The sequence below is a fragment of the Pseudoxanthomonas putridarboris genome, from assembly GCF_038321125.1.
In the GTDB taxonomy this organism is placed as follows: domain Bacteria; phylum Pseudomonadota; class Gammaproteobacteria; order Xanthomonadales; family Xanthomonadaceae; genus Pseudoxanthomonas_A; species Pseudoxanthomonas_A putridarboris.
Genome location: NZ_JBBWWT010000001.1, coordinates 1 through 25,809, shown reverse-complemented (window position 1 = coordinate 25,809; position 25,809 = coordinate 1). Strand labels below are relative to the sequence as shown.

Sequence of the window (25,809 nt, the reverse complement as noted above, 5' to 3'; positions counted from 1 at the left end):
ATGCGCCAGGGCATACCCCCGCATCAGGCGCGGGGCAGGCTCTACAGCCGGTAAGCCACGGCCTTCATCAGTTTCGATGCTCCGGCCATCAGGGTGGGGATGGGGGCGGGCAGGATGCGCGCGCCGGCCTGTTCGGCGTGCTCGGCGTGGCGGGCCTCGTCGGTCTTCATCACCGTCAGGATCTCGCGGCTGCGCAGGTCGGCCGGCGGCAGGGTTTCCAGATGTTCGTCCAGGTGGGCTTCCACCTGTCGTTCGGTCTCCACCACGAAACCCAGGCTCCAGCCGTCCCCGCGCAGCCCGGCCAGTGCGCCCAGCGCGTAGCTGCCGGCGTACCACAGGGGGTTGAACAGGCTGGGCCGGCTGTCCAGCTCGCGCAGGCGGTCGGCGCACCAGGCCAAGTGGTCGGTCTCCTCCTGCGCGGCCTCCAGCAGGTGCTCGCGGGTGGCCGCATCGCGCGCCACGGCCGCCTGGCCGAAGTACAGGCCCTGCGCACAGACCTCGCCCACGTGGTTGATCCGCATCAGGCCGGCGGCGTGGCGCTGCTCGGCGGCTTCCAGTTCGAGTTCCGGGGTGTCGCCGGCCGGGTTGGGGCGCTGCGCCGGCGGATCGCCGAAGACGGTGTCCAGCCCGCGCTGGGCTTCGACCAGCCAGCGGTCCACGGGGGAGTAGGTGCGGGAGAGAGGGCGCGCTGGCATGGAGGGTGTGTTCCTGGTGGTTGGTTCCTGGTTGCTGGCAAAGCACTGGACCGGGTCGCCTGCCAGCAACCAGGAACCAGCAACCGACGAACCCGTTCCAAGGCGCATTGTGCCGCCTCGCCGCGCGCCCGTCAGGTGGGGCAAGGCGGTGGCTTGCAAGCACCCGGCGGGCCCAGTACAATCCCGCTTCTCACGTTGTACCCTTCACATCGCGTGGCAAAGTTCCGCCGGATGAACCGCGGAATCCGCCCGACCAACACAGAGTTTGTCATGACCACCTTTACCGCCAAGTCCGAGACCGTCCAGCGCGACTGGTTCCTCGTCGACGCCACCGGCAAGACGCTCGGCCGTCTGTCCACCGAGCTGGCCCGCCGCCTGCGTGGCAAGCACAAGCCCGTCTACACCCCCCACGTCGATACCGGCGACTATCTGGTCGTCATCAACGCCGAGAAGATCGCCGTGACCGGCAACAAGCTGGCGGACAAGAAGTACCACCGCTTCACCGGCTACATCGGCAACCTGAAGACCGAGACCCTGGCGCAGGCGCTGGAACGTCATCCGGAACGCGTCATCGAGACCGCCGTCAAGGGCATGCTGCCGAAGGGCCCGCTGGGCCGCGACATGTACCGCAAGCTGAAGGTCTACGCTGGCCCCAACCATCCGCACGCCGCGCAGCAGCCGCAGGTCCTGGACATCTAATCATGGCTATCACTCAGAACTACGGCACCGGCCGTCGCAAGTCCTCCACCGCCCGCGTGTTCCTGCGCAAGGGCACCGGCAACATCACGGTCAACGATCGTCCGCTGGACGAATTCTTCGGCCGCGAGACCGCGCGCATGATCGTGCGCCAGCCGCTGGAGCTGACCAAGAACACCGAAAGCTTCGACATCAAGGTCACCACCACCGGCGGCGGCACCACCGGCCAGGCCGGCGCCATCCGCCTGGGCATCGCCCGCGCGCTGGTGGAGTATGATGAAACCCTGAAGCTTGAACTGCGCAAGGCGGGCTTCATGACCCGCGACGCCCGCGAAGTCGAGCGCAAGAAGGTCGGTCTGCACAAGGCACGTCGTGCCACGCAGTTCTCGAAGCGCTAAACTACGCTTCACTGGTTACACAGCCCCGTCGCCAAGCGGTAAGGCACCTGACTCTGACTCAGGCATTCGGTGGTTCGAATCCATCCGGGGCTGCCAAATCGAAGTCCGCTGGACATCCGCAAAAGCCCGCCTCGTGCGGGCTTTTGCGTTGAGGGGTCATGCCGATGGTCGCCACGTTCCAACCCCCGTTCTCGCCGCCCGGCCAGGCGCTGCCGCGCATCCGCGAGCGCGGCTATGCCGTGCTGGCGCCGAAGGCCGTCGGCCAGTTGTGCGGTTTCGCACCCGCCGACCTGCAGGTCCTGCTGCCCAGCTGGGACCGCCTGGAACCGGACGAATACCTGAAGGATGGCGGCCGCTACCGTCGCCGCCGGCATTCCTGCTTCGTCGTCGAAGGCGACCGGCTGGAACGGGTGCCGCACCGGGCGCATTGGCAGTCGCTGGACTACAACGCCCTGCATGGCGGCATGCAGCGCTGGTTCCAGCCCATCGAGCCCGGGGTCGTGTCGCAGCCGGTCTGGCAGGCGCTGCTGGTATCGCTGGGCCGGTGGTGCTCCGAGTTGAAGGGCGAACGCCCATGGTTCGTCGAGGCGCATCAGTTCCGCATCGACACCACCGACGGTATCGGCCGCCCCACGCCGGAGGGTGCGCACCGCGACGGCGTGGATTTCGTGGCGGTGATGCTGGTGGACCGCGGCGGGATCAAGGGCGGCGAGACCCGGGTGTTCGAGGCGGCGGGCCCGGACGGCCAGCGTTTCACACTGGAAGCACCCTGGTCGCTGATCTTCCTGGACGATGAGCGGGTGATTCACGAGTCCACGCCCATCCAGCCCCTCGATGGCACGGGCCACCGCGATACGCTGGTGCTGACCTTTCGCGCCGGCGGGTTCCAGGGCGGGGAGGCGCAGGCTTAGCGGTCGCCCCCGGAAGCGTCCGCCATGCACGGCCAGGATGGATGGCCTGGCCGGTGCGCAGAGCAGCATCATGGAGGGCGATGGGGGAGGGGCCGGAGGGAAGCAAGCGTCCGGCAATTCGTTACAATTGAAACCATGGCGCACCCGCGCGCAATGCATCCTGGAGTTCCGATGAAGCTGGGTTCCCTGAAGGAAGGCGGTCGCGACGGCACCCTGATCGTGGTGTCGCGCGACCTGACGCGCGCCGTGCGTGCCAGCGGTGTCGCGGCGACGCTGCAACAGGCCCTGGAAGACTGGTCCAACGTCGCCCCGCGCCTCAATGCGCTGTCCGAATCGCTCAACGACGGCGATGCCGATGGCGTGTTCGAAGTGGATTTCCAGGCGTTGGCGGCGCCGCTGCCGCGCGCCTACGAGTTCGTCGACGGCAGCGCCTACCTGCCGCACGTCGAACGCGTGCGCCGCGCCCGCAATGCCGAGGTGCCGGCCAGCTTCTACACCGATCCGCTGATGTACCAGGCCACCAGTGCGGCCTTCTACGGCCCGCGCGACCCGGTGCGGGTGGTCAGCGAGGACTATGGCATCGATCTGGAGGCCGAACTGGTCGTCGTCACCGACGACGTGCCGATGGCGGTGACGCCGCAGCAGGCCGCCGGCCACATCCAGCTGATCGGGCTGGTCAACGACGTGTCGCTGCGCAACCTGATCCCGCCGGAACTGGCCAAGGGCTTCGGCTTCCTGCAGTCCAAGCCGCGTTCGGCGCTGTCGCCGGTGTTCGTGACGCCGGACGAACTGGGCGAGGCCTGGCGCGACAACAAGGTGCACCTGCCCTTGCTGACGCACATCAATGGCGAATGGTTCGGCGCGCCGGAAGCGGGCGTGGACATGCAGTTCGACTTCGCCCAGCTGGTGGCGCACGCGGCCAGGACCCGGCCGCTGTCGGCGGGCACGATCGTCGGTTCCGGCACCATCGCCAACGAGGACACCTCCAGGGGCGCGTCCTGCTTCGCCGAGAAGCGCACCGTGGAGACCCTGCGCGACGGCAAGCCGTCCACGCCCTTCATGAAGTTCGGCGACGTGGTCCGCATCGAAATGCAGGACCGTGACGGCCGTTCCATTTTTGGTGTGATCGAGCAGCGGATCGAGCCGCAGCCCTTGCCTTGATGGCCCGCCAAGGCCCAGTGTGAACGCACGGAGACGAAGGCTACGGGGCATGGACGGACATCACGCGCACATGGCACCGCAAACCGCAGGGGGCGGCTTGCATGGCTGAGCAACTGCGGCTGTATTCGTACTGGCGTTCCAGCGCCGCCTATCGCGTACGCATCGGCCTGAACATCAAGGGACTGGCCTACGAAACGGTGCCCGTGCACCTGGTCCGCGAAGGCGGGCAGCAGCACAAGCCCGACTATGTCGCCAAGAACCCGCAGCACATGGTGCCCACGCTGCAGCACGGCGTGCGGGTGATCCGCCAGTCGCTGGCGATCCTGGAATACCTGGACGAAGCCTGGCCGTCGCCGCGCCTGCTGCCGATGACGGCGCGCGACCGCGCCCGCGTGCGCGCGCTGGCGCAGATGGTGGCCTGCGACATCCATCCGCTCAACAACCTGCGCGTGCTGCAGTACTTCGACAACACCTGGAACGTGCCGCAGGCCGAGCGCGACGACTGGGTGAAGCACTGGATCGTGGAAGGCTTCACCGCGATGGAGTCGCTGCTGGCCGGCGATTCCGCCACCGGCACCTACTGCCATGGGCAGACGCCCGGCCTGGCGGACTGCTGCCTGGTGCCGCAGGTATTCAACGCGCGCCGGTTCGGCGTGGACGTGGCCGCCTTCCCCACCATCGCCCGCATCGAGCAGGCCTGCCTGGCGCTGCCCGCCTTCGACCAGGCGCGGCCCGAGAAACAACCCGACGCGCAGGTGTGAGGCGGCGTAGAGCGGAGCAAGCTCCGCCCCATGGGCCGGTTCAGCCGAAGCCGTGGGTGATCCGCGGCGAGCCGCCGCCGGGCGTGTCGTAGTCGGCGTAGGGGTCGTGCTCGCCCTTGCTGCCTTCGGACAGGCGGAACTTCAGCGCCAGGCCATCGCGCGAGTCGGCCGCGCGCAGCGCCTCCTCCTGCTCGATCTGGCCTTCCTTGACCATGCGGAACAGGCACTGGTCGAAGGTCTCCATGCCTTCCTCCAGCGACTCCTCCATGGCCTGCTTGATCTCGTGCACCTGCCCGCGGCGCAGCAGGTCGCGGATCATCGGCGTGTTGATCAGCACCTCGGCGGCCGGCAGGCGGCGCCCGTCGATGCCCTTCACCAGGCGCTGCGAGACCACGGCGCGCAGGTTCAGCGCCAGGTTCATCAGCACGTTCTTGTGCGCGCTCTCCGGGAAGAAGTTCAGGATGCGCTCGATGGTCTGGTCGGCGTTGTTGGAGTGCAGCGTCGCCAGGCACAGGTGGCCGGTCTCGGCGAAGGCGATGGCGGCCTCCATCGTGGTGGCGTCCAGGATCTCGCCGATCAGGATGACGTCCGGCGCCTCGCGCATCGCGTTCTTCAGCGCGTTGTGGAAGGCGTGGGTGTCCAGGCCCACTTCGCGCTGGTTGACGATGGACTGCTTGTGCTTGTGCAGGTATTCGATCGGGTCCTCGATGGTGAGGATGTGCCCTGTGCTGACCGTGTTGCGGTGGTCGATCATCGACGCGAGCGAGGTCGACTTGCCGGAGCCGGTGGAACCGACGATCAGCACCAGCCCGCGCGGGGTCATGATGATGTCCTTCAGCACCTGCGGCAGGTTCAGTTCCTCGATGGAAGGAATGACGCTGCGGATGGCGCGGATCACCATGCCCACTTCGCCGCGCTGCTTGAACACGTTCACGCGGAAGCGGCCGGCGTCCTGCAGGGCGATGGCCATGTTGAGCTCCAGCTCGCGCTCGAACACGGGCACCTGGCCCTCGTCCATCAGCGAGTAGGCGATCTTCTTCACCATGCCGGGCGGCAGCCCGGTGTTGCCCAGCGGGTAGAGCTTGCCTTCAATCTTGATGTAGACCGGTGCGCCCGTGGTCAGGAACATGTCCGAGGCGTTCTTCTCGGTCATCAGCTTCAGGAAATAGCCGATGTCCATGTGCAATGCTCCCCAAGATGCGCGGCGCGACGTTGCAGCGGCGCCAAAGGCTTACGACAATGGCCGCGCGCACCCCTCAACGTCACGGCACCCCAATGACTGTTAGCTTCTCACACTTCCGCTTCCCCCTGCATGTGATGGCGGCCGCAGTAGCGGCAATGGCCTTGGCCGCCGGACCACTGCGGGCGCAGGCCGTGATGACCCCGGAAATGGAGGCGGCCGTGCAGGCCGTGCAACGCGCCGACCAGGCCGATGCCGACCAGTACGCGCCGGAACCCTTGAACGCCGCGCGCCAGGCCTTGGCGCAGGCGCAGGCCTCGCGCGACAAGAGGCTGGCGCTGGACCTGGCCCTGCGCGCGGCGGTCGATGCCGACCTGGCGCGCGCGCGCAGCCAGGAAGCCGTGGCCGCCGCCGAGGTACAGCAGCGCCGTGAGGAGATCGCCGACCTGCAGCGCACGCTGGGCGCGGAGGGCGGCCGATGAGTGCCCGCCGGATGATCCCAACCCGGTTCGCGCTGGCCGTGGCCTTGGCGATCCTGGCCCTGCCGGGCTGGGCGGCGGACAACCCGCTGGTCGTGCAGTTGAACCAGCGATTGACCGCGCTGCAATCCGATCCGGAACTGGCCGAACTGGCGTCCTACGAGAAACTGCAGGCCCAGAACGCCATCGCCGCCTTCGACAAGGCGCGCCGCAACCAGCGCGCGACCGCGCAGTACATCGCCGAACGCCGCGTCGAGATCGCCGAGACCGCCGCCCGCGCCCAGGCCGCCCGCCGCGAGGCGGACCGGCTGGACCGCACTCGCAGCGAACTGCTGGTGGAAGCCAGCCGCCGCGAAGCGGAACGCGCCCGCCGGGAGGCCGAGCGCCTGCGCGTGCAGGCCCAGATCCAGGCCGAGGAGACCGAACGCCTGCGCCTGGCCGCCGAGGCCGAGGCGCTGGCCCGCCAGGAGGCGGAGACCACGCTGGATACCGTCGCCGGCCAGCAGGCCAACCGCCTGAGCGCGGCCCGCCAGCGCGAACTCAGGCTGGCCCGGCAGGAAGCCGAACTGATGTCCGGCGCCAAGCTGCCGGCGTCGAAGTTCGAGAGCCGCGGCGAGGTGTTCACGCTGGCGGCGGAAGCCTTCGCCAGCGGATCGGCCAAACTGTCGGCGAGCGGTGCGTCCAGTGCCAGCGCGCTGGCCGCCTACCTGCAGGCCAACCCCAGGGCCAAGGCACGCATCGAAGGTTACGGCGACAACCAGACGCCCGGCCAGCGCCGCGCCGATGCCGTGCGCGATGCGCTGACGGCGGGCGGCGTGACCCGTTCGCGCCTGCAAAGCAGCGGCAAGGGGAGTGGCAGCCGCGCCAGGGCCGTGGAAGTGATCGTCACGCATTGATTTTCCCTTTGGAAACAGCAACATGAACGAAGCCGTGGTCGTTTCGCGCGGTGCCCGGCGAATGGCGTTCAGTTTCCTGATTCCAAGGCAATCAAGTACTTGCGTCGGGCCTTGCCGGGTCGGTTTTCGAGGAGTAGGGTCGTATACCCAAGCGGCATCCGTCGCTTGGCTCACCGGAGAATCAGGCCGATGACGCCCGTACCGCCCCCGCAGGAGACCGCCGCCGGCAACCAGGCCGCAGCGGGCATTCCTGAGGGACGTGCCCGCGACACCCGCACGATGCTCCGCTCCCAAGCCAACGCCCCGAACCTGTGAAGGCCGGGGCGTTTGTATTTCCGCTGAAGGAGGTAACGACCATGTTCGAAGGACAACCGCAGGCCGAAATCGACGCACTCATCAAGGCCGATCCGGAGTTCAAGCAGCTGTACCAGCGCCACCGCGAACTGGACAAAAAGGTCACCGACGCCGAGCTCGGCGTGCTGCCCATCGACGACAACCTGCTGGGCCAGATGAAACGCGAAAAACTGCATGCCAAGGAGCGATTGCTCCGGATCTACGACGCCAAACCGCACTAGCGCCTCCCCCGGACGCTTTCATTGTCGCGGGCGGCGACGGCTTCCTCGTCCGTCGTCGCCGCCCGCGCCACCCAGGTGCGATAATCCGGGCCATTCTTCCGCACTGGATGCACGGCCCGCATGGCGATCCACTCCTCCGTACTCGAACTGATCGGCGACACGCCGATCGTCAAGGCCCAGCACCTCGACGCCGGTGTCTGCGAGCTCTACCTGAAGCTGGAAAGCGCCAACCCGGGCGGGTCCATCAAGGACCGCATCGGCATGTCGATGATCGAGGCAGCCGAAAAGCGCGGCGACCTGAAACCCGGCGCCACCCTGGTGGAGGGCACCGCCGGCAATACCGGCATCGGCCTGGCCCTGGTGGCCCAGCAGAAAGGCTACAAGCTGGTGCTGGTGGTCCCGGACAAGATGAGCCGGGAAAAGATCTTCAACCTGAAGGCCATGGGCGCCGAGGTCATCCTGACCCGTTCCGACGTGGCCAAGGGCCACCCCGAGTACTACCAGGACCTGGCCGCGCGCATCGCCCGCGAAACGCCGGGCGCCTACTTCATCAACCAGTTCGGCAACCCGGACAACCCGGCCGCGCACGAATTCGGCACCGGCCCGGAGATCCTCCGGCAGATGGACGGCCAGTTGGACGCCATCGTGTTCGGCTGCGGCAGTTCCGGCACCATGACCGGCCTGTCGCGCTGCTTCGCCACGCATTCGCCGCATACCGAACTGGTGCTGGCCGACCCGGTCGGCTCCATCCTGACCCAGTACATCAACGAGGGCACGCTGAGCGAGAAGTCCGGCACCTGGCTGGTGGAAGGCATCGGCGAGGACTTCCTGCCGCAGATTTCCGATTTCACCCGGGTCAGGAAGGCCTACGCCATCAGCGACCGCGAGAGCTTCCTGACCGCGCGCGAGCTGCTGGCCAAGGAGGGCGTGCTGGGCGGCTCGTCCACCGGCACCCTGCTGGCCGCCGCGCTGAAGTACTGCCGCGAACAGACCACGCCGAAGAAGGTGCTGGTGTTCGTCTGCGACACCGGCAACAAGTACCTGTCCAAGATGTACAACGACTACTGGATGCTGGACAACGGCTTCATCGAGCGGCCCCAGTACGGCGACCTGCGCGACCTGATCCTGCGCCCGTACAACCAGCGCGACACCGTGGTGGTCAGCCCCACCGACCTGCTGACCACGGCCTACCAGCGCATGAAGCTGTACGACGTGTCGCAGTTGCCGGTGATGGAGGGCGACAAGCTGGCGGGCATCGTCGACGAGAGCGACGTGCTGCTGCACGTGTACGGCGACGAGGCCCGCTTCCGGGACCCGGTGTCCACGGCCATGGTCAGCAAGCTGGACCGGCTGGACGTGCGTTCGCCCATCGAGGCCCTGCTGCCGGTGTTCGACCGGGGTCAGGTGGCCATCGTCACCGACGGCGACGCCTTCCTGGGCTTGATCACCCGCATCGACCTGTTGAACTACCTGCGACGCCGCGCACAATAATCGCGGCATCCCCCGCGGCCGGACCCGGACGACGGCGTGGCATGGACGGTACGTTAAGACCCGGCTGGTAGAATGACCGGCTGCTTCAAGGAACCAGAAAATGGCGCAAAACCCATCCCCGACCAGCGGGGAGCCCGGCGGACTCGCACTGGGCACGCTGGCCATCCACGGCGGGCAATCCCCCGACCCCAGCACCGGCGCGGTCATGCCGCCGATCTACGCCACCTCGACCTACGCCCAGAGCAGTCCGGGCGTACACCAGGGTTTCGAGTATTCGCGCACCCACAACCCGACGCGCTTCGCCTACGAGCGCTGCGTGGCGGCGCTGGAAGGCGGCAGCCGGGGGTTCGCGTTCGCTTCCGGCATGGCGGCCACCTCCACGGTGCTGGAACTGCTGGACAGCGGCAGCCACGTCGTCGCCATGGACGACCTCTACGGCGGCAGCTACCGCCTGTTCGAGCGCGTGCGCAAGCGCAGCGCGGGGCTGGACTTCAGCTTCGTGGACCTGACCGACCTGTCCGCGCTCGAGGCGGCCATCCGCCCGGAGACGCGCCTGGTCTGGGTGGAAACCCCCACCAATCCGATGCTGAAGATCGTCGACATCGTGGCCGTGTGCGAGATCGCGCACAAGCGCGGGCTGCGGGTGGTGGTCGACAACACCTTCGCCTCGCCGATCCTGCAGCGCCCGCTGCTGTTGGGCGCCGACATCGTGATGCACTCGGCCACCAAGTACCTCAACGGCCACTCCGACATGGTCGGCGGCATGGTGGTGGTGGGCGACGACGCGGAACTCGCCGAACAGATGGCCTTCCTGCAGAACTCCATCGGCGCCGTGCAGGGCCCGTTCGACAGCTTCCTGGCCCTGCGCGGCCTGAAGACCCTGCACCTGCGCATGAAGGCCCACTGCGAGAACGCCCAGGCACTGGCCGAATGGCTGGAAACCCATCCCGCCATCGAGAAGGTCATCTACCCCGGCCTGCCATCCCACCCGCAACATGAACTGGCCAAGCGCCAGATGCAGGGTTTCGGCGGGATCATCTCGATCGTGCTGAAGGGCGGTTTCGACGCCGCCCGCAAGCTCTGCGAGAACACGCGGCTGTTCACCTTGGCGGAGTCGCTGGGCGGCGTGGAAAGCCTGATCAACCACCCGGCGATGATGACGCATGCGTCGATTCCGGTGGAGCGGCGGGAGAAGCTGGGGATATCGGATGGATTGGTGCGGTTGAGTGTGGGGGTGGAGGAGGCTAGCAACCTCGTTACGGATATTCAGAGTGCATTCGCAGCATGACCCGTCACCTAGTTCGAGATTACCTGGAAAGCTTTCGTCATCCTGAATTCTGGATCTACGCGACATGGTTGGATCTGGTAACTAAGTATCGACGTTCACGTCTTGGCATGTTCTGGGCATTCTTTCCGCCGGTTCTTTACACTTTCGGTGTCGGCAGTTTCTTTGCCCATCTCCAAGGAATTCCTGCAGGAAAATTCGTTGCCCACCTTGGTCTGGGCTATATGATTTTCCGCTTCGTAACCGTGTCGCTGAGCGAGGCAACCACGACTTATGCAGGGCACGCCAACTTCATCTTGGATGGGCGGGTCAGACTGACTGACTATGTGCTTAGAGTAGTTGCAAAGGCATTGTTCTATTTCATGCTTGCAATCCCCGTTATGGCGGTTGCCTTGGCGATGAGCCCGGACTTCCGTGTTGTCGGGTTACTCGCTCTTTTGCCGGCTCTGGCTTTGGTGTTCATCAATGTGGCTTGGATGGGCGCTGTAGTGTCAGTGATTGGGGCAAGGCTGCAGGACGTATATGAGTTGGTGGGCAGTGCTCTGATGTTCAGCTTTCTGTTCACCCCCATTCTCTGGACGGCAGCAAACGCACCTCCCGACACTCTCAGAGGCGGCATTGCCCGTCTGAATCCTTTGTTCCATCTTGTTGAGATCGTGCGGGCGCCTTTGCTTGGCGAGCCGATCGAGTCGTGGACATACAAGTACCTCGTGGTTTTCACGTTGATTGGTTGGTTGATGGCCATCCACGTGTATCGCAGGTACGCGCGATTTGTCCCGCTATGGGTGTGACTATGAATGCTCATCTAAATGCCCATTCAGTTGGTCTCGACATTCCTGTATTCACCCAAGACCAGCGTAGCGTGCGCGCAAGCCTGAGATTGTTCTTGCGAGCAGCTTTTGAGCCGCCTCGAAGGGTTACTCGCACCATCTTGGATGGAATCGATTTCAAGCTCTCGTCCGGCGACCGCCTTGGGATCGTGGGGCGTAACGGGTCGGGGAAATCAACGTTACTCAAGGTGCTCGTGGGCGCTTATGGTCCAAGCAGAGGGCATATTGAGGTGGAGGGAGAGCGACAGGGCCTATTGAATCTTTCATTAGGATTCAACCAAGAGGCGACTATCGTCGAAAACATAATGCTCCGTGGGATTGCGATGGGATTGCGTCCGGCGCAGGTTTCCACGATCACCGACGAGGTGCTTGAGTTCGCGGAACTCGGCGAGAAGGCCGGACACCGTCTAAGAACGTTGTCTTCCGGCCAGCGCATGCGTCTTGGATTTGCATTGGCGACTGCAGTGCAGCACGAAATATTGATCATGGACGAGTGGCTAGGCACCGGTGACGCATCTTTCGTGGAGAAGGCCAAAGTCCGCATCCAGTCGCATGTGGATGGTGCCCAGATTGTCGTGCTCGCAAGTCATAGCTTTTCGCTGCTCCGCAGCGTCTGCAACAAGGCGATCCTGCTCGAGGGCGGAAAAATGATGGCGTTTGGTGATGTCAATCCGGTGCTTGAACAGTATGCCAAGCTTCTCAAGACACCCATGGCCGTAGCGGAAGAAGACGAATAGTCGATTTGCGTATGCGTATATTTCTGGTCGCGTATGAATTTCCGCCAATTCCCTCGCCGCAGAGCCTGCGTTGGGCTTATCTGGTGCGTGAGCTGTGCGCCCTCGGTCATGAGGTTCGAGTGCTGACTGCCGATTTACCTGGATATGGCTTGGGTGGATTGCCGGAGATTCCGGAGGACGTGCTGGTATACAGGGTATGGCCGGGGCTGCTATCTGCTGGCTTCAATTTTCGGCGCACAAAAATATGCAAGGGCGTGCCGTACCGGCGTAGTGCGTTTGACAGCACAGTCGGATTGCTTGCGGAAGGCGTTCGCAATCTCCCTTATGATGAATTGAACCGGAAAGGAAAGTTTGCCTATTGGGTAAGGTTTCTATTGCGTGGGCAAACTCCGGGAGTATTGGCACGGAAAACCGTTGCCTTTATCAGGTCCCGTGTCTCACTCAAGGTGTTTCCCGACTATCGTGCGGAATGGGCGTTTTGGGCCCGGCGGAAGATGAGGAGTATCCTCCGAGAGTTTTCTCCTGACTTGGTGGTTACCTCGCATGAGCCAGCATTCACCTTGCCGTTGGGCATGGAGGCAAAGCGGCTCGGATTCCGCTGGTCCGCAGACTTGGGAGATCCAGTGGCTGCCGCATACACGCCGCCGCATTGGGTGGCGAGAGCATTGGATGTGGAACGGGAAGTCTGCTGCTCGGCGGATCTGATCACGGTGACTACGCTCCGCACGATTGAAGTTCTTATGTCGAGGCATGGTGTTGGAGAGGACCACTTCTATTTGCTGACCCAGGGTTTTGACAGGGAGTTCCGTTCCGTTAATAGTGGCTCCGATGGCATAGAGTTTGATCCTGATCGGCTCGAACTTGTCTATACGGGTAGCTTCTATGCTTTCCGGCGAATCAACGCTTTGTTGCAGGCTGTGATCGAGACGCCAAAGACGAGAATCTCCATTGCTACCATCTCGCCTCCACAGGATGTGCTCCAAGCATCGGAGGCTCACCCCGAGAAGATCAGGTTGATGGGTTTCCTTCCGCATGATGAGGCCTTGCGGCTTCAGCGGAAATGTGACGTGCTTGTAAACATCGCCAACGATGACCCGATGCAGATACCGGGAAAGATTTATGAGTACTTGGGAGCAGGTGTGAGTATCCTGCATATAGGGGATGGGGATGATGCAGCGTCGGCGTTGATCGAACGGGTTGGCATAGGAGTATGCGAGAAGAACGAGTCGAGCGCGTTGGCTAGTAGATTGACCTTGTGGCGGAATGAGAAGCTCGCGGGGCGGTTGAACAATGCTACTCGACGGACCCCGGGCGTCGAGCCGTATAGCTGGCAGGCCTTGGCAGAAAAATTTTGGCGACACGTAGCGGACATGGTGCGTGCATGAGTCTGGCCCCATCCGACGAATTCGAGCTTAGGCTTCAGCTGCTGCGAGCACAGCGAGAGGTGGGTGAGCTTCGTGCCTCGCTTGATTCAGCATCCGAAAATGCTAAGGCGCTCCAGGGGCGATTGGCAGAAATGGCCAAAGAGAAGTCTGTTCTACGAGCAAGTGTACGTTTCAGGCTTGGAGATTGCATGGTGGAAGGAGTCAAGTTGCCCTTGAAGCTGCTCCGTCGTGCAAGGAATATCTTTGGCAGCCAGGCTAGGCGTGATCGGGTTCCGGACACGCTATTGGCTTCGTCGCCTATGATGCACAGTACCTTGAAGGATGGCGGAGTGGGCTTGGGCTCGTCTGAGGATGCGCCGCTGCTCGTGGATGTAAGGCCATTGCCATCTCCCGGACCAGTGCCGTCCGAACTGTCGGTTCTGTGCATTGCTGCGGTGATGGACCCGTTCTCAGTAGCCAGTTTCAGTCCTGAATGCCGTTTCATCTCTCTGCACCCGAATGACTGGCTGCATCAGATTCGTGAATCTCGTCCAGATCTCCTGCTGGTCGAGTCTGCCTGGACTGGGCTACAGGGTGAGTGGAGGGGAAAGGTAGAACGGGCTCCTTCGGAGCTTCAGTCGCTGGTCGCGTCCTGCAGGGCGGCAGGTATACCCACCATTTTCTGGAACAAGGAGGACCCACTCCACTTTGAGGCATTTGTCGAAACTGCCCGATTATTTGATCATGTCTTCACCACGGATGCGCTTAGCATCCCCAAGTACCGTCGGGCTCTCGGGCATGATCGGGTGGCCTTGCTGCCTTTTGCGTTGCAGCCGCGGACCCATCATCCCGTATGCAGTGCCGAGCGAGATGCATCGTCCGTGTTCGCTGGAGCTTGGTACGGTCGCATGCACGATCGTTGCAGTGATTTCGAAGCCGCCGCGGACGCATTGATGCTAGCTGGCCCACTGTTCATCCATGATCGCCACAGCGGTCACGGCGAATCCCACCAGCGATTCCCGGAGCGGTTCTCCGCGTGCATACGACCAGGCGTTCCGTTCGAGGAAACTCCGAATCTATATCGATCCCATGTCATCGGGCTCAACCTGAACACTATCAAGCAGTCGCCGACTATGTTCGCGCGGCGCGTGCTGGAACTCATAGGCTGCAACACGTCGGTGTATGGGAATTTTTCGCTAGCATTGAGGCTGTTGCTGGGTGACTTGACCGTTTCCTCGGATGATCCAGAACGACTGTTTGCCCGGGCCTGGGAAGAGCTGCGTAACCCGGGGGGCATGGAGCACCGGAAGCGGCGGCTACTCGCCTTGCGGAAGGTCCTGAAGGAGCACACTTGGGCTAGGCGTCTTCAGACAATATCACTCGCCGCATTCGGACGCGCACCGAACAGCGGGTATGGACGCGTTCGTGTGGTTGCCAAGGCGAAGGATGGTAGGCAACTCGAGAGCATTCAACGGGCATTCGCTCGCCAGCAAGGAGTGGACGCCGTCCTTGTGCTGGCGTTGGCACCTGGCTTGCCGTTGCCCGTTCATGCTGAGAGATTGGAGGAATCCCCCCTTGTTCCCGGGGACTGGATTGCGATGCTCCACCCAGACGACTACTACGGTGATCATTACCTAGAGGATCTGGCCTTGGGGCGTTTCTTCGGCCTCGGATCCTCCGCATTAGGAAAGGCGGCTTGGCTCGAGCGTGATGCTAGCGGTGGTTTGAAGCTCAACAATGCAGATGGCGAGTATAAGAAAGCCAAAACACTGCTTTTGCGTAGAAGCTTGGTCAGATTGGATCGTCTGCCGGGGCAACTGGTAGACCTGCTGGACGACTTGGATACCGCATCCCTGGAGGGAGAGAGATTGGTGTCCTTGGATGTCATGAGCTATGTAGAGAACGGTGCAGGCTTCGATTTTCCTGAACTAGAGACACACGCCCTAAATATGGGAATCGATATTGGCGACGTGGAAGCTGCCGTTAGTGCTTTGGAGCCGACTCCGGATCCGTCGTCAGCAGGTGATGATGCTATTGACGGTGAGATGCTTGTTAGGCTGTTCAACAATGGAACGATCCCGGCGCGCACTTCCGCTGGCGCCAGCATCAGTGGAATGGAAATTTGCTCGCTTTTGGAGCATGGCCAGGAGGATGCGCTGTTTTCGGCGCCGATCGAACGATCAAGAGTGGAGCGTGCTGGTTTTCTACGCGTTGGCCTGCAGGCAGCATACTCGAAGCATCTGGATCTTTACGCTGATGCCCTGGACTCAGCGGGCACGGTACTGCACCGGCTGCATTTAGAGCCCGGGGTTGAGGCGATCATGGACCCTCCCCTCAAGGTTGCACATTATCGTTTGGCCGCCGCGGTCAGGGGGCACTTCGTCCATCATGTCGAGGGGCTCTGGCTAACGGGTATGCCGGCGGCGCCGTTGGTGCTGCCGGGACGAGGCAGATTGTTGCTTGTCTGCAATGGTTACCCAGAACGTGGGCGACTCTATCGGAATGCTTTCCTTCATCGACGAGTTTTGGCGTATCGCAGTCTTGGTGTCATCGTAGACGTCATATCCGTGAGCGCTTCAGAGGCGCAGCGTGCCTATGAGCACGATGGGATCCTCGTGCAAGTCTGTTCGCCTGCCACCTTGGCGGCAACCATCAGGCACTCCAAGCATGCCGCCATTGCTGTCCATTTCCTGGACAGGGCGATGTGGGAGGGTTTGCAGGAAGCGGCTCACAATCGTCGGGTGGTGGTATGGCTGCATGGAGCCGAGATTCAGTCTCCATGGCGGAGACGCTTTAACTATCGTGCCGATGAAGAGCTTCATGAGGCCATCCGTCTTGGTGACGCACGAGCAGCATTCTGGCGGGAGTTACTACGGGATCCGCCACCTGGACTGCACTTGGTCTTTGTTTCAAAGACATTTGCCGAAGAAACCTGGACCGACCTAGGGGTCAGGTGTGCGGACGCTCGATGGAGCGTCATTCACAACCCGATTGATACTGATCTGTTCGGCTATCAGCCCAAGCCTGTGGAACAACGTTTTCACATTTTGTCTATCAGGCCGCACGACTATCGCATTTATGCGAATGATTTGGTAGCACAAGCCATCCATGCCCTCTCGCAGCACGATTTGTTTGGTTCGTTGAATTTCACTTTGGTAGGCGACGGCGCTTTGTGGGACGAGAACTTTGGCGATTTGCGACAATACCCGAACGTAAGCCTCCATCGCAGGTTCCTCCGGCAAGAAGAGATCGCCAGCTTGCATCGGCAGCATGGTGTATTTCTAGTACCAACCAGAGGTGACACGCAGGGAGTCAGCCGGGATGAAGCCATGTCTTCGGGGCTGGTACCTGTGACTGCGCGAATAGGTGCCATTCCGGAGTTTGTGGATGATGAATCGGGTATTTTGTGCCCTGTGGATGACCCGAACTCCTTCGCTGCTGCGATAATACGTTTGGCCGAGGAACCTGCCATGTTCGCTCGACTGTCTAGAGGGGCTTCCCAGAGAGTCAGGAATCAGGCTGGATCTCGACAAGTAGTGAGTCAGGAACTGCAAGTACTTGGGCTCGCCGGTATCATGGAATGAGCCTGGCCAAGGTCTGGCTAGGGATGGGTTTCTCTTGAGGTTAAAAAGGAATAATTAATGGATATTAATTCCACACGCCTTGCAGTGATTGGCTTGGGCTATGTTGGCCTACCGCTGGCTGTTGCTTTTGGCAAGAAAATGCAGGTGATTGGTTTCGACATCAATGCGACTCGCATTGATGAATTGAAGCGCGGTCACGACCATACGCTTGAAGTTTCTGATGACGAACTCCGTGAGGCTGAACTGCTCCGTTATACGGATATACCCGGCGAGATTGTCGATTGCAACGTCTACATCATCACGGTTCCAACGCCTATCGACAGTGCGCGTCGGCCGGATTTTGATCCATTGCTTAAGTCCAGCGCAGCCATTGGCGCGCTGCTCAAGAAGGGCGATATCGTGATCTATGAGTCCACTGTGTACCCGGGTGTCACAGAGGAAGTTTGTGTGCCCGTATTGGAGAGGGCGTCGGGGCTCGTGTTCAATGAGGATTTCTTCTGCGGTTACAGTCCGGAGAGGATAAATCCGGGGGACAAGGAGCGAACGGTAACCAAGATCATGAAAGTCACATCCGGTTCGACGCCTGAAGTGGCGGACTTCGTCGATCAACTCTACAAGCGGATCATCGTTGCAGGAACGCACAAGGCGAGCTCGATCCGGGTGGCTGAGGCATCAAAGGTGATCGAGAATACGCAGCGTGACGTAAATATTGCGTTGATGAACGAGTTGGCGAGGATATTCCAGCGTGTGGGTATCGATACTCATGAGGTGCTCGAAGCCGCAGGGACAAAATGGAATTTTATGCCATTCGTGCCTGGTCTGGTTGGTGGCCATTGCATCGGCGTCGATCCATATTACCTTGCGCACAAAGCGACCATGCTCGGATACAACCCTGAGCTCATTCTGGCCGCGCGGCGCATTAATGACGAGATGGGTCCCTACGTCGCCGATAGGGTGCTGCGTCTGATGGCGAAGTCTGGTTTGAACGTTATCGGCTCGAGGATCTTGGTGCTGGGCCTCTCATTCAAAGAGAATTGCCCCGATGTGCGCAATACAAAGGTAGTGGACGTACTGCAGGAACTCGCAGATATCAATGCCAAGGTCGAAATCTACGATCCCTGGGTCGATCCCGAGGAGGCAATGCGCGAGTGCGGCGTGGAACTATTGGGGAAGATTGACAATGGGGTCTACGACGCGGTGATCCTGGCCGTCGCACACAAGCAATTCATCGGCGAGGAGGCGACCATCGATATTTTTTCTCTCCTCAAGCCAAATGGCATCGTTTTTGATGTCAAGGGCGTGTTGCCTGTTGGGAAGAACGTTGCCAGGTTGTAGGTCCGTTCTGGGCCCGAATCGCGAAAATTGAGGCCGCACCGATGCCGCTAGAATCTGAGAAGAATAGTCACAGTACGAATGTGCTTGCTCCAAAAGTGAGCTATGGTGAAAAAAATTTCCAGTTTCTCCTTCCTTCTTTAACGGACCATATCTCGAAGATCGTCGCGTCCGGTACGTTCTACGAGAGCAAGCTGCTTTCCATCTTGAAGGCACAGCTTCAGGAAGGCGATCTTGTGCTCGACGTGGGTGCAAACATCGGGAATCACACGGTCTTCTTTGCCGGCGTGTGTGGTTGTCGAGTCGAAGCCTTCGAGGTAAACCCGGAGGCATGCCATTTCTTGAAGGCTACAGTTCGTCTCAATGGTCTGGAGGGGCGCGTGCAGGTCAACGAGGTTGCCCTGTCGGATGTAGATGGTCATGTGTCCATTGCCCATTCCGTGGATGATAATTTGGGAGCCATATCCTTCCGGATGGACGATGAGGGCGAATTGCCAGCACGTCGTTTGGACGGTTTCGACTTCGATTCCAGAGTCGTTCTCATTAAGATTGATGTCGAGGGCATGGAAGCGCAGGTCATTAGGGGTGCCGAAAACCTGATTCGCAGGGACCGACCCATTATCGTGTATGAGGCACAGGATGCTGATGCATACGCAGTCGCCAGTGAAATGCTATCCCGGTTCGGGTACATCGCTGTCGGTTGTTTCAATGCGACAGATACCTACATCTTTGTGGCAGATAGCACGAATGCGGAAAAAAATGCAGTTGCCACGCTGCAGGCCAGTGGACTCATTAGTGCTCAGCATGATCTTAAGGACCTCTCGAGAAGAGTCAGCGCTAGCAAGAATTCGTTGGACAAGATTGCAATGCAGCAGCGCAACTTAACGGCTGCGATATACGGATCTAATGCGACTGAAAATAACCCGGTACCGATACTTGAACGGTTGGCGAGCCTCGACCAAGTAGCCCTTAGGCTGGGTTCAAGTGTCGAAGAATCCAGGAACAAGGTGGAGAACCAGCAAGCAAGCCTTTTGACCAGCCTGACCCAATTGGCGTCCGTAGCATATAGTGCTGCCGACGTTGCAGCCCGCGTCTCTAGCTTGTCGGAAGACATCAAACGATTTGAATTGTCCGCATCGTTGGCGGCCTCTTCCTTGGAGGAGCGTATCGATGGCAGGCAGAGCGAGCATGAGCGATCAATAAATGCTCATCTGCAAGCGTTAAGCGAACAGGCAAAGGCACAGGATGCTGCACTTCTGATTCAAAAAGCTCAATTGGAAGAAGTTCGCGCGAAATTTTCTTCGCTGAGCATCGATATCGATGAAGTGGCCGACCAACTGCGATCCTATCAGGATAAGGTCGCGGTTGAGCAGGAGAATAGCCATAGTGATGTCCGACAGCTATGGGCTACGGTCAATAAGTTCGATAACGACTCGGCGAGCCGGATCAAGAACCTTCGAGCGGCCATCAGCCTGGAACAGAAAGGTCTCGCGGAACGACTGGAGCGAGATCACAGGCAACTCGAACAGCAACTCGAACGCGCCCTTGAAGGCACGCGCAGTGCGAACGAGAGATTCGACGCACTCATGAATGGAAGGATCTTCTCGTTCCTGAGGCTGCTTAAGCAGATTGGAAGACGGGTTCTACATCCATTCCCGCAGAAACGCGCGATGAACGAGTCGGTGGTGGCGGAAGCTGGCAAGGCAAGGGAGTTGACGCTGGACGTACCCTCGGCGTCTAGCGAGATAATGCACCCGACAGCTGTAACTTCCCTGGTCTCGAAGACCAGGCCTGAAACGAATCGCGTGAATGAGGTCAACGCGGCCCAAGCAGCGACGGCTGTTTCCGCGGGGGCGGATGTGTCATTCAGCGCTGGGGAGATTGTTGAGAAAGTGCTACGCGGCGGAGTGCCGTACATGTCGAGGCGATCTGTAAATAAGGATCTCTCGTTCCTGGAGCGTCCACTCCCCGTGGAGGGGCTGATATCCGTCGTGATGACGACGTTCAATACCCGAAATTTTGTTGGGGCCGCCATCGAGTCGATACTGAACCAGACACATCGGAATCTCGAGCTGATCGTAGTCGATGATGGCAGTACGGATGGCACCATCGATGTCGTGCAGGCTGCAGCATCTCGTGACTCGCGAGTCACGTGTATCAGCTTCGGTGTCAATCGAGGTACCTACTGGTGCAAAAACTATGGCATCACCAAGGCCAAGGGCGTGGCAGTGACGTTCATGGACTCGGATGACGTAAGTGAGCCGACGAGGCTCGAGAAGCAGTACGTCCTATTGGGCGAGTCAGGATGCGCTGTCACGACATGCCTGCATGAGCGAAGGGACCTCGCGGGTAGCCTGTTGGTTGTCGCGGGGCGGACAAAGCGCGTGGCCTACATCAGTCAGATGATGAGAAAGGGTGTTTTCGATCTGCTCGGTTACTTCGATTCCGTCCGCACGTCGGCAGATGACGAGATGCTACGCCGCATCAAACGTTTCATCGGCATCGATTCCCATCGAACGGTGCATGAGGTGCTTTATAAGGCAGTAGTCAGAGAGTTTTCCTTGACGCAAGATCCTTCCAATGGCGCCCTATCCGCGCAGCCAGGCATCTTGTCCGAACCGAGAAAGGCATACAGCGATGCCGTCGACCGCTGGCATGAAACTCTTTTTGAACGCGGTAGATATCCGTATGTGCCATTTCCGGTCGTAAGACGTCCTTTCCCGATCCATGAGCGTCTGCGTGTGGCGGGGAACGATCTCAATGGGGAGCCCATATCCGTTTGCATCGCGACCTTTCCTGCACGTGAGCGACAACTGAAGGTTGCCGTCAACTCACTCATCGACCAGGTAGATTTCCTGTTTGTCTACCTTAATGAGTACACTTCAGTTCCTGAATTCCTCAAACATCCGCGCATTGTGGTGAAACTGGGCGGAGCGAACTTGAGAGATAACGGAAAGTTCTACTTCATGCCTTCTGTTCCAGATGGTTACTGCTTCACGGTGGACGATGACATCGTTTATCCGAAGGATTATGTCCAATCGCTCATCAGGAGGATCGAGATTTACGGTCGCAAGGCTGCCGTTGGTGTACATGGGACTATATTTTCCCGACCCTTTGTCTCCTACTTCGAGGGGCGGCGGGTGTTCCATTTCCGCCAGGGACTGGGACGGGACCATGTCGTGGATCAGCTCGGTACCGGGACGCTCGCATTCCATACCAGTCTCTGGCGGCCATCCTGCGACAATTTCAGTTCCACCGGTATGGTGGATGCTTGGATTGCGGTTGAGGCCAAAAAGCTCGGGGTAACTCTGGTTGCGATCGAGCGCCGCAAGGCATGGTTGACACCCATTCCAGATGCGAACGGCGCACCGCCTTCATTGTTCGACGAATTCCGCTCTTCCGCGGACCAGCAGACAAGGCTGATCGCGAGTAGCCGGGGTTGGGGGGCGGGGGTCAGCCAATCGTTGCGTGACTACCTAGAGTCAAGGATCGCAGCATCCGGCTCTGCCTTTGCCGAACAGATATGCGAACTGGAGATGGTTAGTCCCGCTCAGTCGCAAGAAACGAGTCAGGCCAACCTGCCTGGATTCCATCGCGAGCGTTTCCGGCTCGCCATCGTTGGGCGGACTAATAAGGAACGCTGGAAAAAGGGAGGAATACTGAAGTCCACCCATTTGACTGCCGACATGCTAAGGCCTCTCGGTATAGAAGTGGCGCTGATCGATCTCGAGATGGACGATCCGCGCACGCTGAACGGATTTGACGCGGATATAGTCATGGTTTATCCGGGCGACCCGGAGCGGCCCGACTTCAAAGATGTCATCGAGTTGGTGGACCATCATGCCCGTCAGGCTCGTTCAATCATAGTGAATCTCTCGCTGAACGGACGCGACTCCCGCAAGCATTATATCTGTGAGCAAATGTCGACCTGGCGCGCGCTGTACGGGAAGCGGGTTGGATTGATGGTATTCGGCGATCGGGTTGAAGACGATCCATTGCTGGCTCCGGTCGCCGACATGTTGGTGGCCATCCCGAAGACCTTGAGTTATGAACATATCCCCGAGGTCGGATTCTCCGAGCGTGAGGGAATATTCCTGGGCGACTATGGGAAACTCTGCGATCAGTCCTTGCTTGCTTGGTCTGCGGAAGAAGCGATTGAATCATTACGGATTGCCTTGCCTGATGCGCACTTGTTCTGTGTGCAGCAGTATCGTCCTAGGCAGGCTAGAGACCTGGGCATCGAGGTGCTGCCGTTCCTACAAGAGGAGTACACGCGGGTTCTCTCACGTTCGCGCCTGATGATAAGCCTGGTTAAATACGCGACATTCGAGATGGTGCCGATGGAGGTGGCGGCTATGGGGGTGCCAGTTCTGCATCCCAAGATGGATAATTCGTTGTCCGATTATCTCGGTCTTGGTGCGGTCGAGGTGCGGTCGATCAAGCACATGACGAGATGTGCCAAGGCGATCTATGAAGACCCCGATGTATGGGGAGGTGTGTCTCGGGCAGGAAGTCTCGTTGCTAAGGGTTTGACATGGGAGAATATGAGCGCGCAGATGTATCTTAGACTGCTTACTTTCCATAAGTACGCTCAATCCTGAATATTTCCTCTTAATGCATTGTCTGAGTAAAACATAATTATTTCCGGAGAATTATCTTATGAATAAGAAAATTATCGTTATTGCTATGCTGCTCGTGTTGGCCGCCTGCCGCGACCCGGGGCCGGCAGAAGCGGACAACGCACAGACTCCGGCCCCGCAAGCCGAGGCAACTCAGTCGGAGGTGGCCAAGCCAGCTGTTGAAAGAAAGACTGAGTTCGTCTCTCCAATTGCGGGGGGCATCACATCGTTTCCGTTCCAGTACCATGTGAGCGTTGATCGCGAGGTTACCCGCAAGAAAGATGGCCAGAAGTCACGCGAGGTAGGGATAGAGTTCCTTGACTCTATAGTGCCCGATGTCGAGAAAGCAGTGACCGCTGAGTTCGCCAAAGAGGGCTACCAACAGGCTTCCCGGGAAGAGCAGGGCCGGGCGATCCGTGTCGTCTATTCCAAGCAGGGCCAAGGCGATGTGCTGGTATGGGTGCGCCCGGGTGCTCCCCGAGGCGAGCGCTATGTGCTGCAGATGCCTGATGCCAAAGGCACAGTTTACATGGCCTATTCGCTTGCCAATTAATCCCGGATTGATGCTCCGTTGATGTCTCGTTCAAAAGGCTCGTCAGGCTTCCGCTCTGACATACAGGGCATGCGCGCCATAGCGGTATTGGCGGTGCTGGTGTACCACGTGTGGCCAGGGGTCCTGCCCGGCGGCTATATCGGCGTGGACGTGTTCTTTGTGATTTCGGGCTATTTGATTACAGGCCTGCTGGTTCGGGAGTTTGAACGAAGCGATACGATCAGCCTGCGTGACTTCTATGCCAGGCGCATCCGCCGTCTTCTGCCCGCAGCGTCGGTGACGCTGTTGGCAGTGGCGGTTTCGGCGTGGTTATGGCTGTCAGCCTCGGAGTGGCGGGATTTGTCCCGGGAGCTTGTTGCCAGCGCGCTGTACGTGGAGAACTGGCTGCTGGTGCAGCGTTCGGTGGACTATTTGGCGCAGGATGCGGCTCCCAGTCCTGTCCAGCATTTCTGGTCATTGTCGGTTGAGGAGCAGTTCTACATCATCTGGCCGCTCCTGATGCTGGGAGTGGGGGTGCTTGCGCGGCGCCGTGGCTGGCCGATCAGGCAAGCGTTTCTGACCGCCTTGGGTGTGGTGACGTTGGCGTCACTGGCATACGGGGTCCATGTATCGTTTGTTGATCCTGCGCCAGGCTACTTTCTGACGACCACGCGGGTATGGGAGCTGGGCATTGGGGGGCTGCTGGTCATTGCCGGTCGGGACGTGGACGGGGTGACAGGCTGGATTCGCTCTGGGTTTGGTTGGCTGGGTGTGGCGGCCATCGGGACATCGGCCTGGTTCTATTCCAGTCGTCTTCCCTTTCCGGGTTACGAGGCCTTGCTGCCGACATTGGGTGCCGCGGCGCTGCTGTTCGCGAGGGTGGGCGAGCAGGAAGTGTTGGGCAGGCTGCTATCGACTCGCCCGATGCAATATGTGGGTGACATTTCCTACTCGTTATATCTCTGGCACTGGCCGGTGGTGGTGTTTTATGCGCCGGTGACGGGACGGGAAGTGGCGACCTTGCAGGATGGCGTGGTGGTGGTGGTGGTCTCGATTCTCTTGGCGCACGTGTCGAAGTATGTGATCGAGGAGCGCTTCCGGCATGCACGCAAGGGGGAGTCCTTCCGTCCTTATGTGATCGGGGCAGGGCTGACAGCCACATTGGCGTTGTTTGCCACAGGCCTCACCTTTGCTGGTGATCAGCGTGCGAGGGCCGAGTTTGAAGAATCAAGCTTGGTGGACAATAAGCATCCTGGCGCAGGAGCCATCCTCAATCTTGATTGGAACACGAACGCAGATTTCATTCCTAAGGCAGAGATTGCAAGACTTGATCGAGGCCCGGCATATGGCTTGGACGGCTCTTCGCGTTGTATTGGCAGTGTTCCGTCCAAAGATCTCAGCTTTTGCCATTACGGTCCGGAGGACGCGAAGCTTAATATTGTGATCGTGGGCGATTCCCACGCGGTTCACTGGTTGCCGGCACTCGAGAAGATCGCCGGGATACGGGGATGGCGAGTTACTGGAATCACTAAAAGCAGCTGTGCGTTCACCGCAGCACTCACTCAATTCTCGTCGCGCGGTGCTGATCGCGATTACATCGAATGCCAAATCTGGGGACAAAAGGTTGTGGAATGGATTCTGGAGCATCATCCCGACCTAGTGATTATCAGTCATTCACCTAGACAGGCAATACCGGGCACTTCATATCCATCCAGCCAGGAAGCCATTGCCGAAGGTGTCCGGAAATACGCGCGTGAGCTTGATAGGGCTGGCATACGCGTGGCAGTTATCAAGCATACGCCATGGCAACTGGAAGATGTTCCGGGTTGCATGGCGCGCCCAAATGCAAGTATTGATGCCTGTTCGACGACGGCCCAACAGGCATTATCCACGGCGTCACTTGCGATCGTGGCCAAGAAAGAAGCATCGATTAGGGTGATCGACATGCAGAATTACTTCTGCTTCAAGGGCGATTGTCCGGTTGTAATCGGGGGCGTACTTGTCTATCGCGACAAGCACCATTTGACCGCTACATACGCGAGGAGTATGGCTCCTATGTTGGCCGATGGAATTGAGAGCGCAATGCGTTAGCGCTCTTGGAACCCTATGCCAGTCCATCCTTCCTATGACCTCAAGCATGTTAGCAACTGCTAATACCGGAGGCTTCCGCTCTGACATACAGGGCATGCGCGCCATAGCGGTATTGGCGGTGCTGGTGTACCACGTGTGGCCAGGGATCCTGCCCGGCGGCTATATTGGCGTGGACGTATTCTTCGTGATTTC

Annotated in this window: 20 protein-coding genes and 1 tRNA gene; 19 read left to right on the top strand and 2 right to left on the bottom strand. The window is 60.1% G+C overall.

The genetic code is table 11. The annotated features are described in order from the left end of the window. Nucleotides 1-41: 41 nt before the first annotated feature. A complete protein-coding gene (gene coq7, locus AAD027_RS00105) occupies nt 42-695 on the bottom strand; it encodes a 2-polyprenyl-3-methyl-6-methoxy-1,4-benzoquinone monooxygenase (protein WP_341723982.1) in 654 nt (217 codons plus the stop codon). A 270-nt stretch (nt 696-965) separates the two neighbouring features. On the opposite strand from coq7, the gene rplM reads away from it, so the two are divergent. From rplM to maiA, 6 genes are all read left to right on the top strand, one after another. After that, nucleotides 966-1,394, top strand: coding sequence for a 50S ribosomal protein L13 (gene rplM, locus AAD027_RS00100; RefSeq protein ID WP_267791595.1), 429 nt, complete (start codon nt 966-968; stop codon nt 1,392-1,394). Nucleotides 1,395-1,396: 2 nt separating this feature from the next. Further along, nucleotides 1,397-1,789: a 30S ribosomal protein S9 gene (rpsI, locus tag AAD027_RS00095; protein ID WP_341723981.1), complete on the top strand. Its 393-nt coding sequence runs from the start codon at nt 1,397-1,399 to the stop codon at nt 1,787-1,789. A 21-nt stretch (nt 1,790-1,810) separates the two neighbouring features. Then, nucleotides 1,811-1,885 (top strand) — tRNA-Gln (locus tag AAD027_RS00090). Nucleotides 1,886-1,953: 68 nt separating this feature from the next. After that, nucleotides 1,954-2,700: a 2OG-Fe dioxygenase family protein gene (locus AAD027_RS00085; RefSeq protein WP_341723980.1), complete on the top strand. Its 747-nt coding sequence runs from the start codon at nt 1,954-1,956 to the stop codon at nt 2,698-2,700. A 171-nt stretch (nt 2,701-2,871) separates the two neighbouring features. Continuing rightward, nucleotides 2,872-3,861 carry a fumarylacetoacetate hydrolase family protein gene (locus AAD027_RS00080; protein WP_341723979.1) on the top strand — a complete coding sequence of 330 codons (990 nt, stop codon included), beginning with the start codon at nt 2,872-2,874 and terminating at the stop codon, nt 3,859-3,861. 101 nt (nt 3,862-3,962) lie between these two features. Next, nucleotides 3,963-4,622 carry a maleylacetoacetate isomerase gene (gene maiA / locus AAD027_RS00075; RefSeq protein WP_341723978.1) on the top strand — a complete coding sequence of 220 codons (660 nt, stop codon included), beginning with the start codon at nt 3,963-3,965 and terminating at the stop codon, nt 4,620-4,622. 40 nt (nt 4,623-4,662) lie between these two features. Here maiA and AAD027_RS00070 read toward each other — a convergent pair whose 3' ends face one another. Then, nucleotides 4,663-5,802, bottom strand: coding sequence for a PilT/PilU family type 4a pilus ATPase (locus tag AAD027_RS00070; protein WP_341723977.1), 1,140 nt, complete (start codon nt 5,800-5,802; stop codon nt 4,663-4,665). 197 nt (nt 5,803-5,999) lie between these two features. On the opposite strand from AAD027_RS00070, the gene AAD027_RS00065 reads away from it, so the two are divergent. The 13 genes from AAD027_RS00065 (at nt 6,000) to AAD027_RS00005 (ending at nt 25,617) form a co-directional block, all read left to right on the top strand. Further along, nucleotides 6,000-6,284, top strand: a complete 285-nt coding sequence (locus tag AAD027_RS00065; RefSeq protein WP_341724718.1) for a DUF4398 domain-containing protein — start codon at nt 6,000-6,002, stop codon at nt 6,282-6,284. Further along, nucleotides 6,281-7,177: an OmpA family protein gene (locus tag AAD027_RS00060; RefSeq protein ID WP_341723976.1), complete on the top strand. Its 897-nt coding sequence runs from the start codon at nt 6,281-6,283 to the stop codon at nt 7,175-7,177. Before AAD027_RS00065 ends, AAD027_RS00060 begins: the two co-directional genes overlap by 4 nt. A 356-nt stretch (nt 7,178-7,533) precedes the next feature. After that, on the top strand, nt 7,534-7,752 hold the full coding sequence (locus tag AAD027_RS00055) for an HP1242/YdcH family protein (RefSeq protein WP_056879505.1): 219 nt from the start codon (nt 7,534-7,536) through the stop codon (nt 7,750-7,752). Nucleotides 7,753-7,872: 120 nt separating this feature from the next. After that, the gene (locus AAD027_RS00050; RefSeq protein ID WP_341723975.1) at nt 7,873-9,243 is read left to right on the top strand and encodes a pyridoxal-phosphate dependent enzyme; all 1,371 of its coding nucleotides are present in this window, start codon (nt 7,873-7,875) and stop codon (nt 9,241-9,243) included. Nucleotides 9,244-9,343: 100 nt separating this feature from the next. Then, entirely contained in the window at nt 9,344-10,531 is a 1,188-nt protein-coding gene (locus tag AAD027_RS00045; RefSeq protein WP_341723974.1) for a cystathionine gamma-synthase, read from the top strand. Then, nucleotides 10,528-11,319: an ABC transporter permease gene (locus tag AAD027_RS00040; RefSeq protein WP_341723973.1), complete on the top strand. Its 792-nt coding sequence runs from the start codon at nt 10,528-10,530 to the stop codon at nt 11,317-11,319. The genes AAD027_RS00045 and AAD027_RS00040 overlap by 4 nt, the downstream gene beginning before the upstream one ends. A gap of 2 nt (nt 11,320-11,321) precedes the next feature. Next, on the top strand, nt 11,322-12,095 hold the full coding sequence (locus AAD027_RS00035; RefSeq protein WP_341723972.1) for an ABC transporter ATP-binding protein: 774 nt from the start codon (nt 11,322-11,324) through the stop codon (nt 12,093-12,095). A gap of 11 nt (nt 12,096-12,106) precedes the next feature. Continuing rightward, entirely contained in the window at nt 12,107-13,480 is a 1,374-nt protein-coding gene (locus tag AAD027_RS00030) for a glycosyltransferase family protein (RefSeq protein WP_341723971.1), read from the top strand. Beyond that, entirely contained in the window at nt 13,477-17,043 is a 3,567-nt protein-coding gene (locus AAD027_RS00025) for a glycosyltransferase (protein ID WP_341723970.1), read from the top strand. Before AAD027_RS00030 ends, AAD027_RS00025 begins: the two co-directional genes overlap by 4 nt. Nucleotides 17,044-17,100: 57 nt before the next feature. Then, nucleotides 17,101-18,378, top strand: a complete 1,278-nt coding sequence (locus AAD027_RS00020) for a nucleotide sugar dehydrogenase (RefSeq protein WP_341723969.1) — start codon at nt 17,101-17,103, stop codon at nt 18,376-18,378. Between the two features lie 95 nt (nt 18,379-18,473). Further along, nucleotides 18,474-22,976 (top strand): FkbM family methyltransferase, encoded by a 4,503-nt coding sequence (locus AAD027_RS00015; protein WP_341723968.1) that lies wholly within the window; start codon nt 18,474-18,476, stop codon nt 22,974-22,976. Between the two features lie 58 nt (nt 22,977-23,034). Beyond that, nucleotides 23,035-23,547, top strand: a complete 513-nt coding sequence (locus AAD027_RS00010; protein ID WP_341723967.1) for a hypothetical protein — start codon at nt 23,035-23,037, stop codon at nt 23,545-23,547. A gap of 21 nt (nt 23,548-23,568) precedes the next feature. Beyond that, nucleotides 23,569-25,617 carry an acyltransferase family protein gene (locus tag AAD027_RS00005; protein WP_341723966.1) on the top strand — a complete coding sequence of 683 codons (2,049 nt, stop codon included), beginning with the start codon at nt 23,569-23,571 and terminating at the stop codon, nt 25,615-25,617. Nucleotides 25,618-25,809 lie beyond the last annotated feature (192 nt).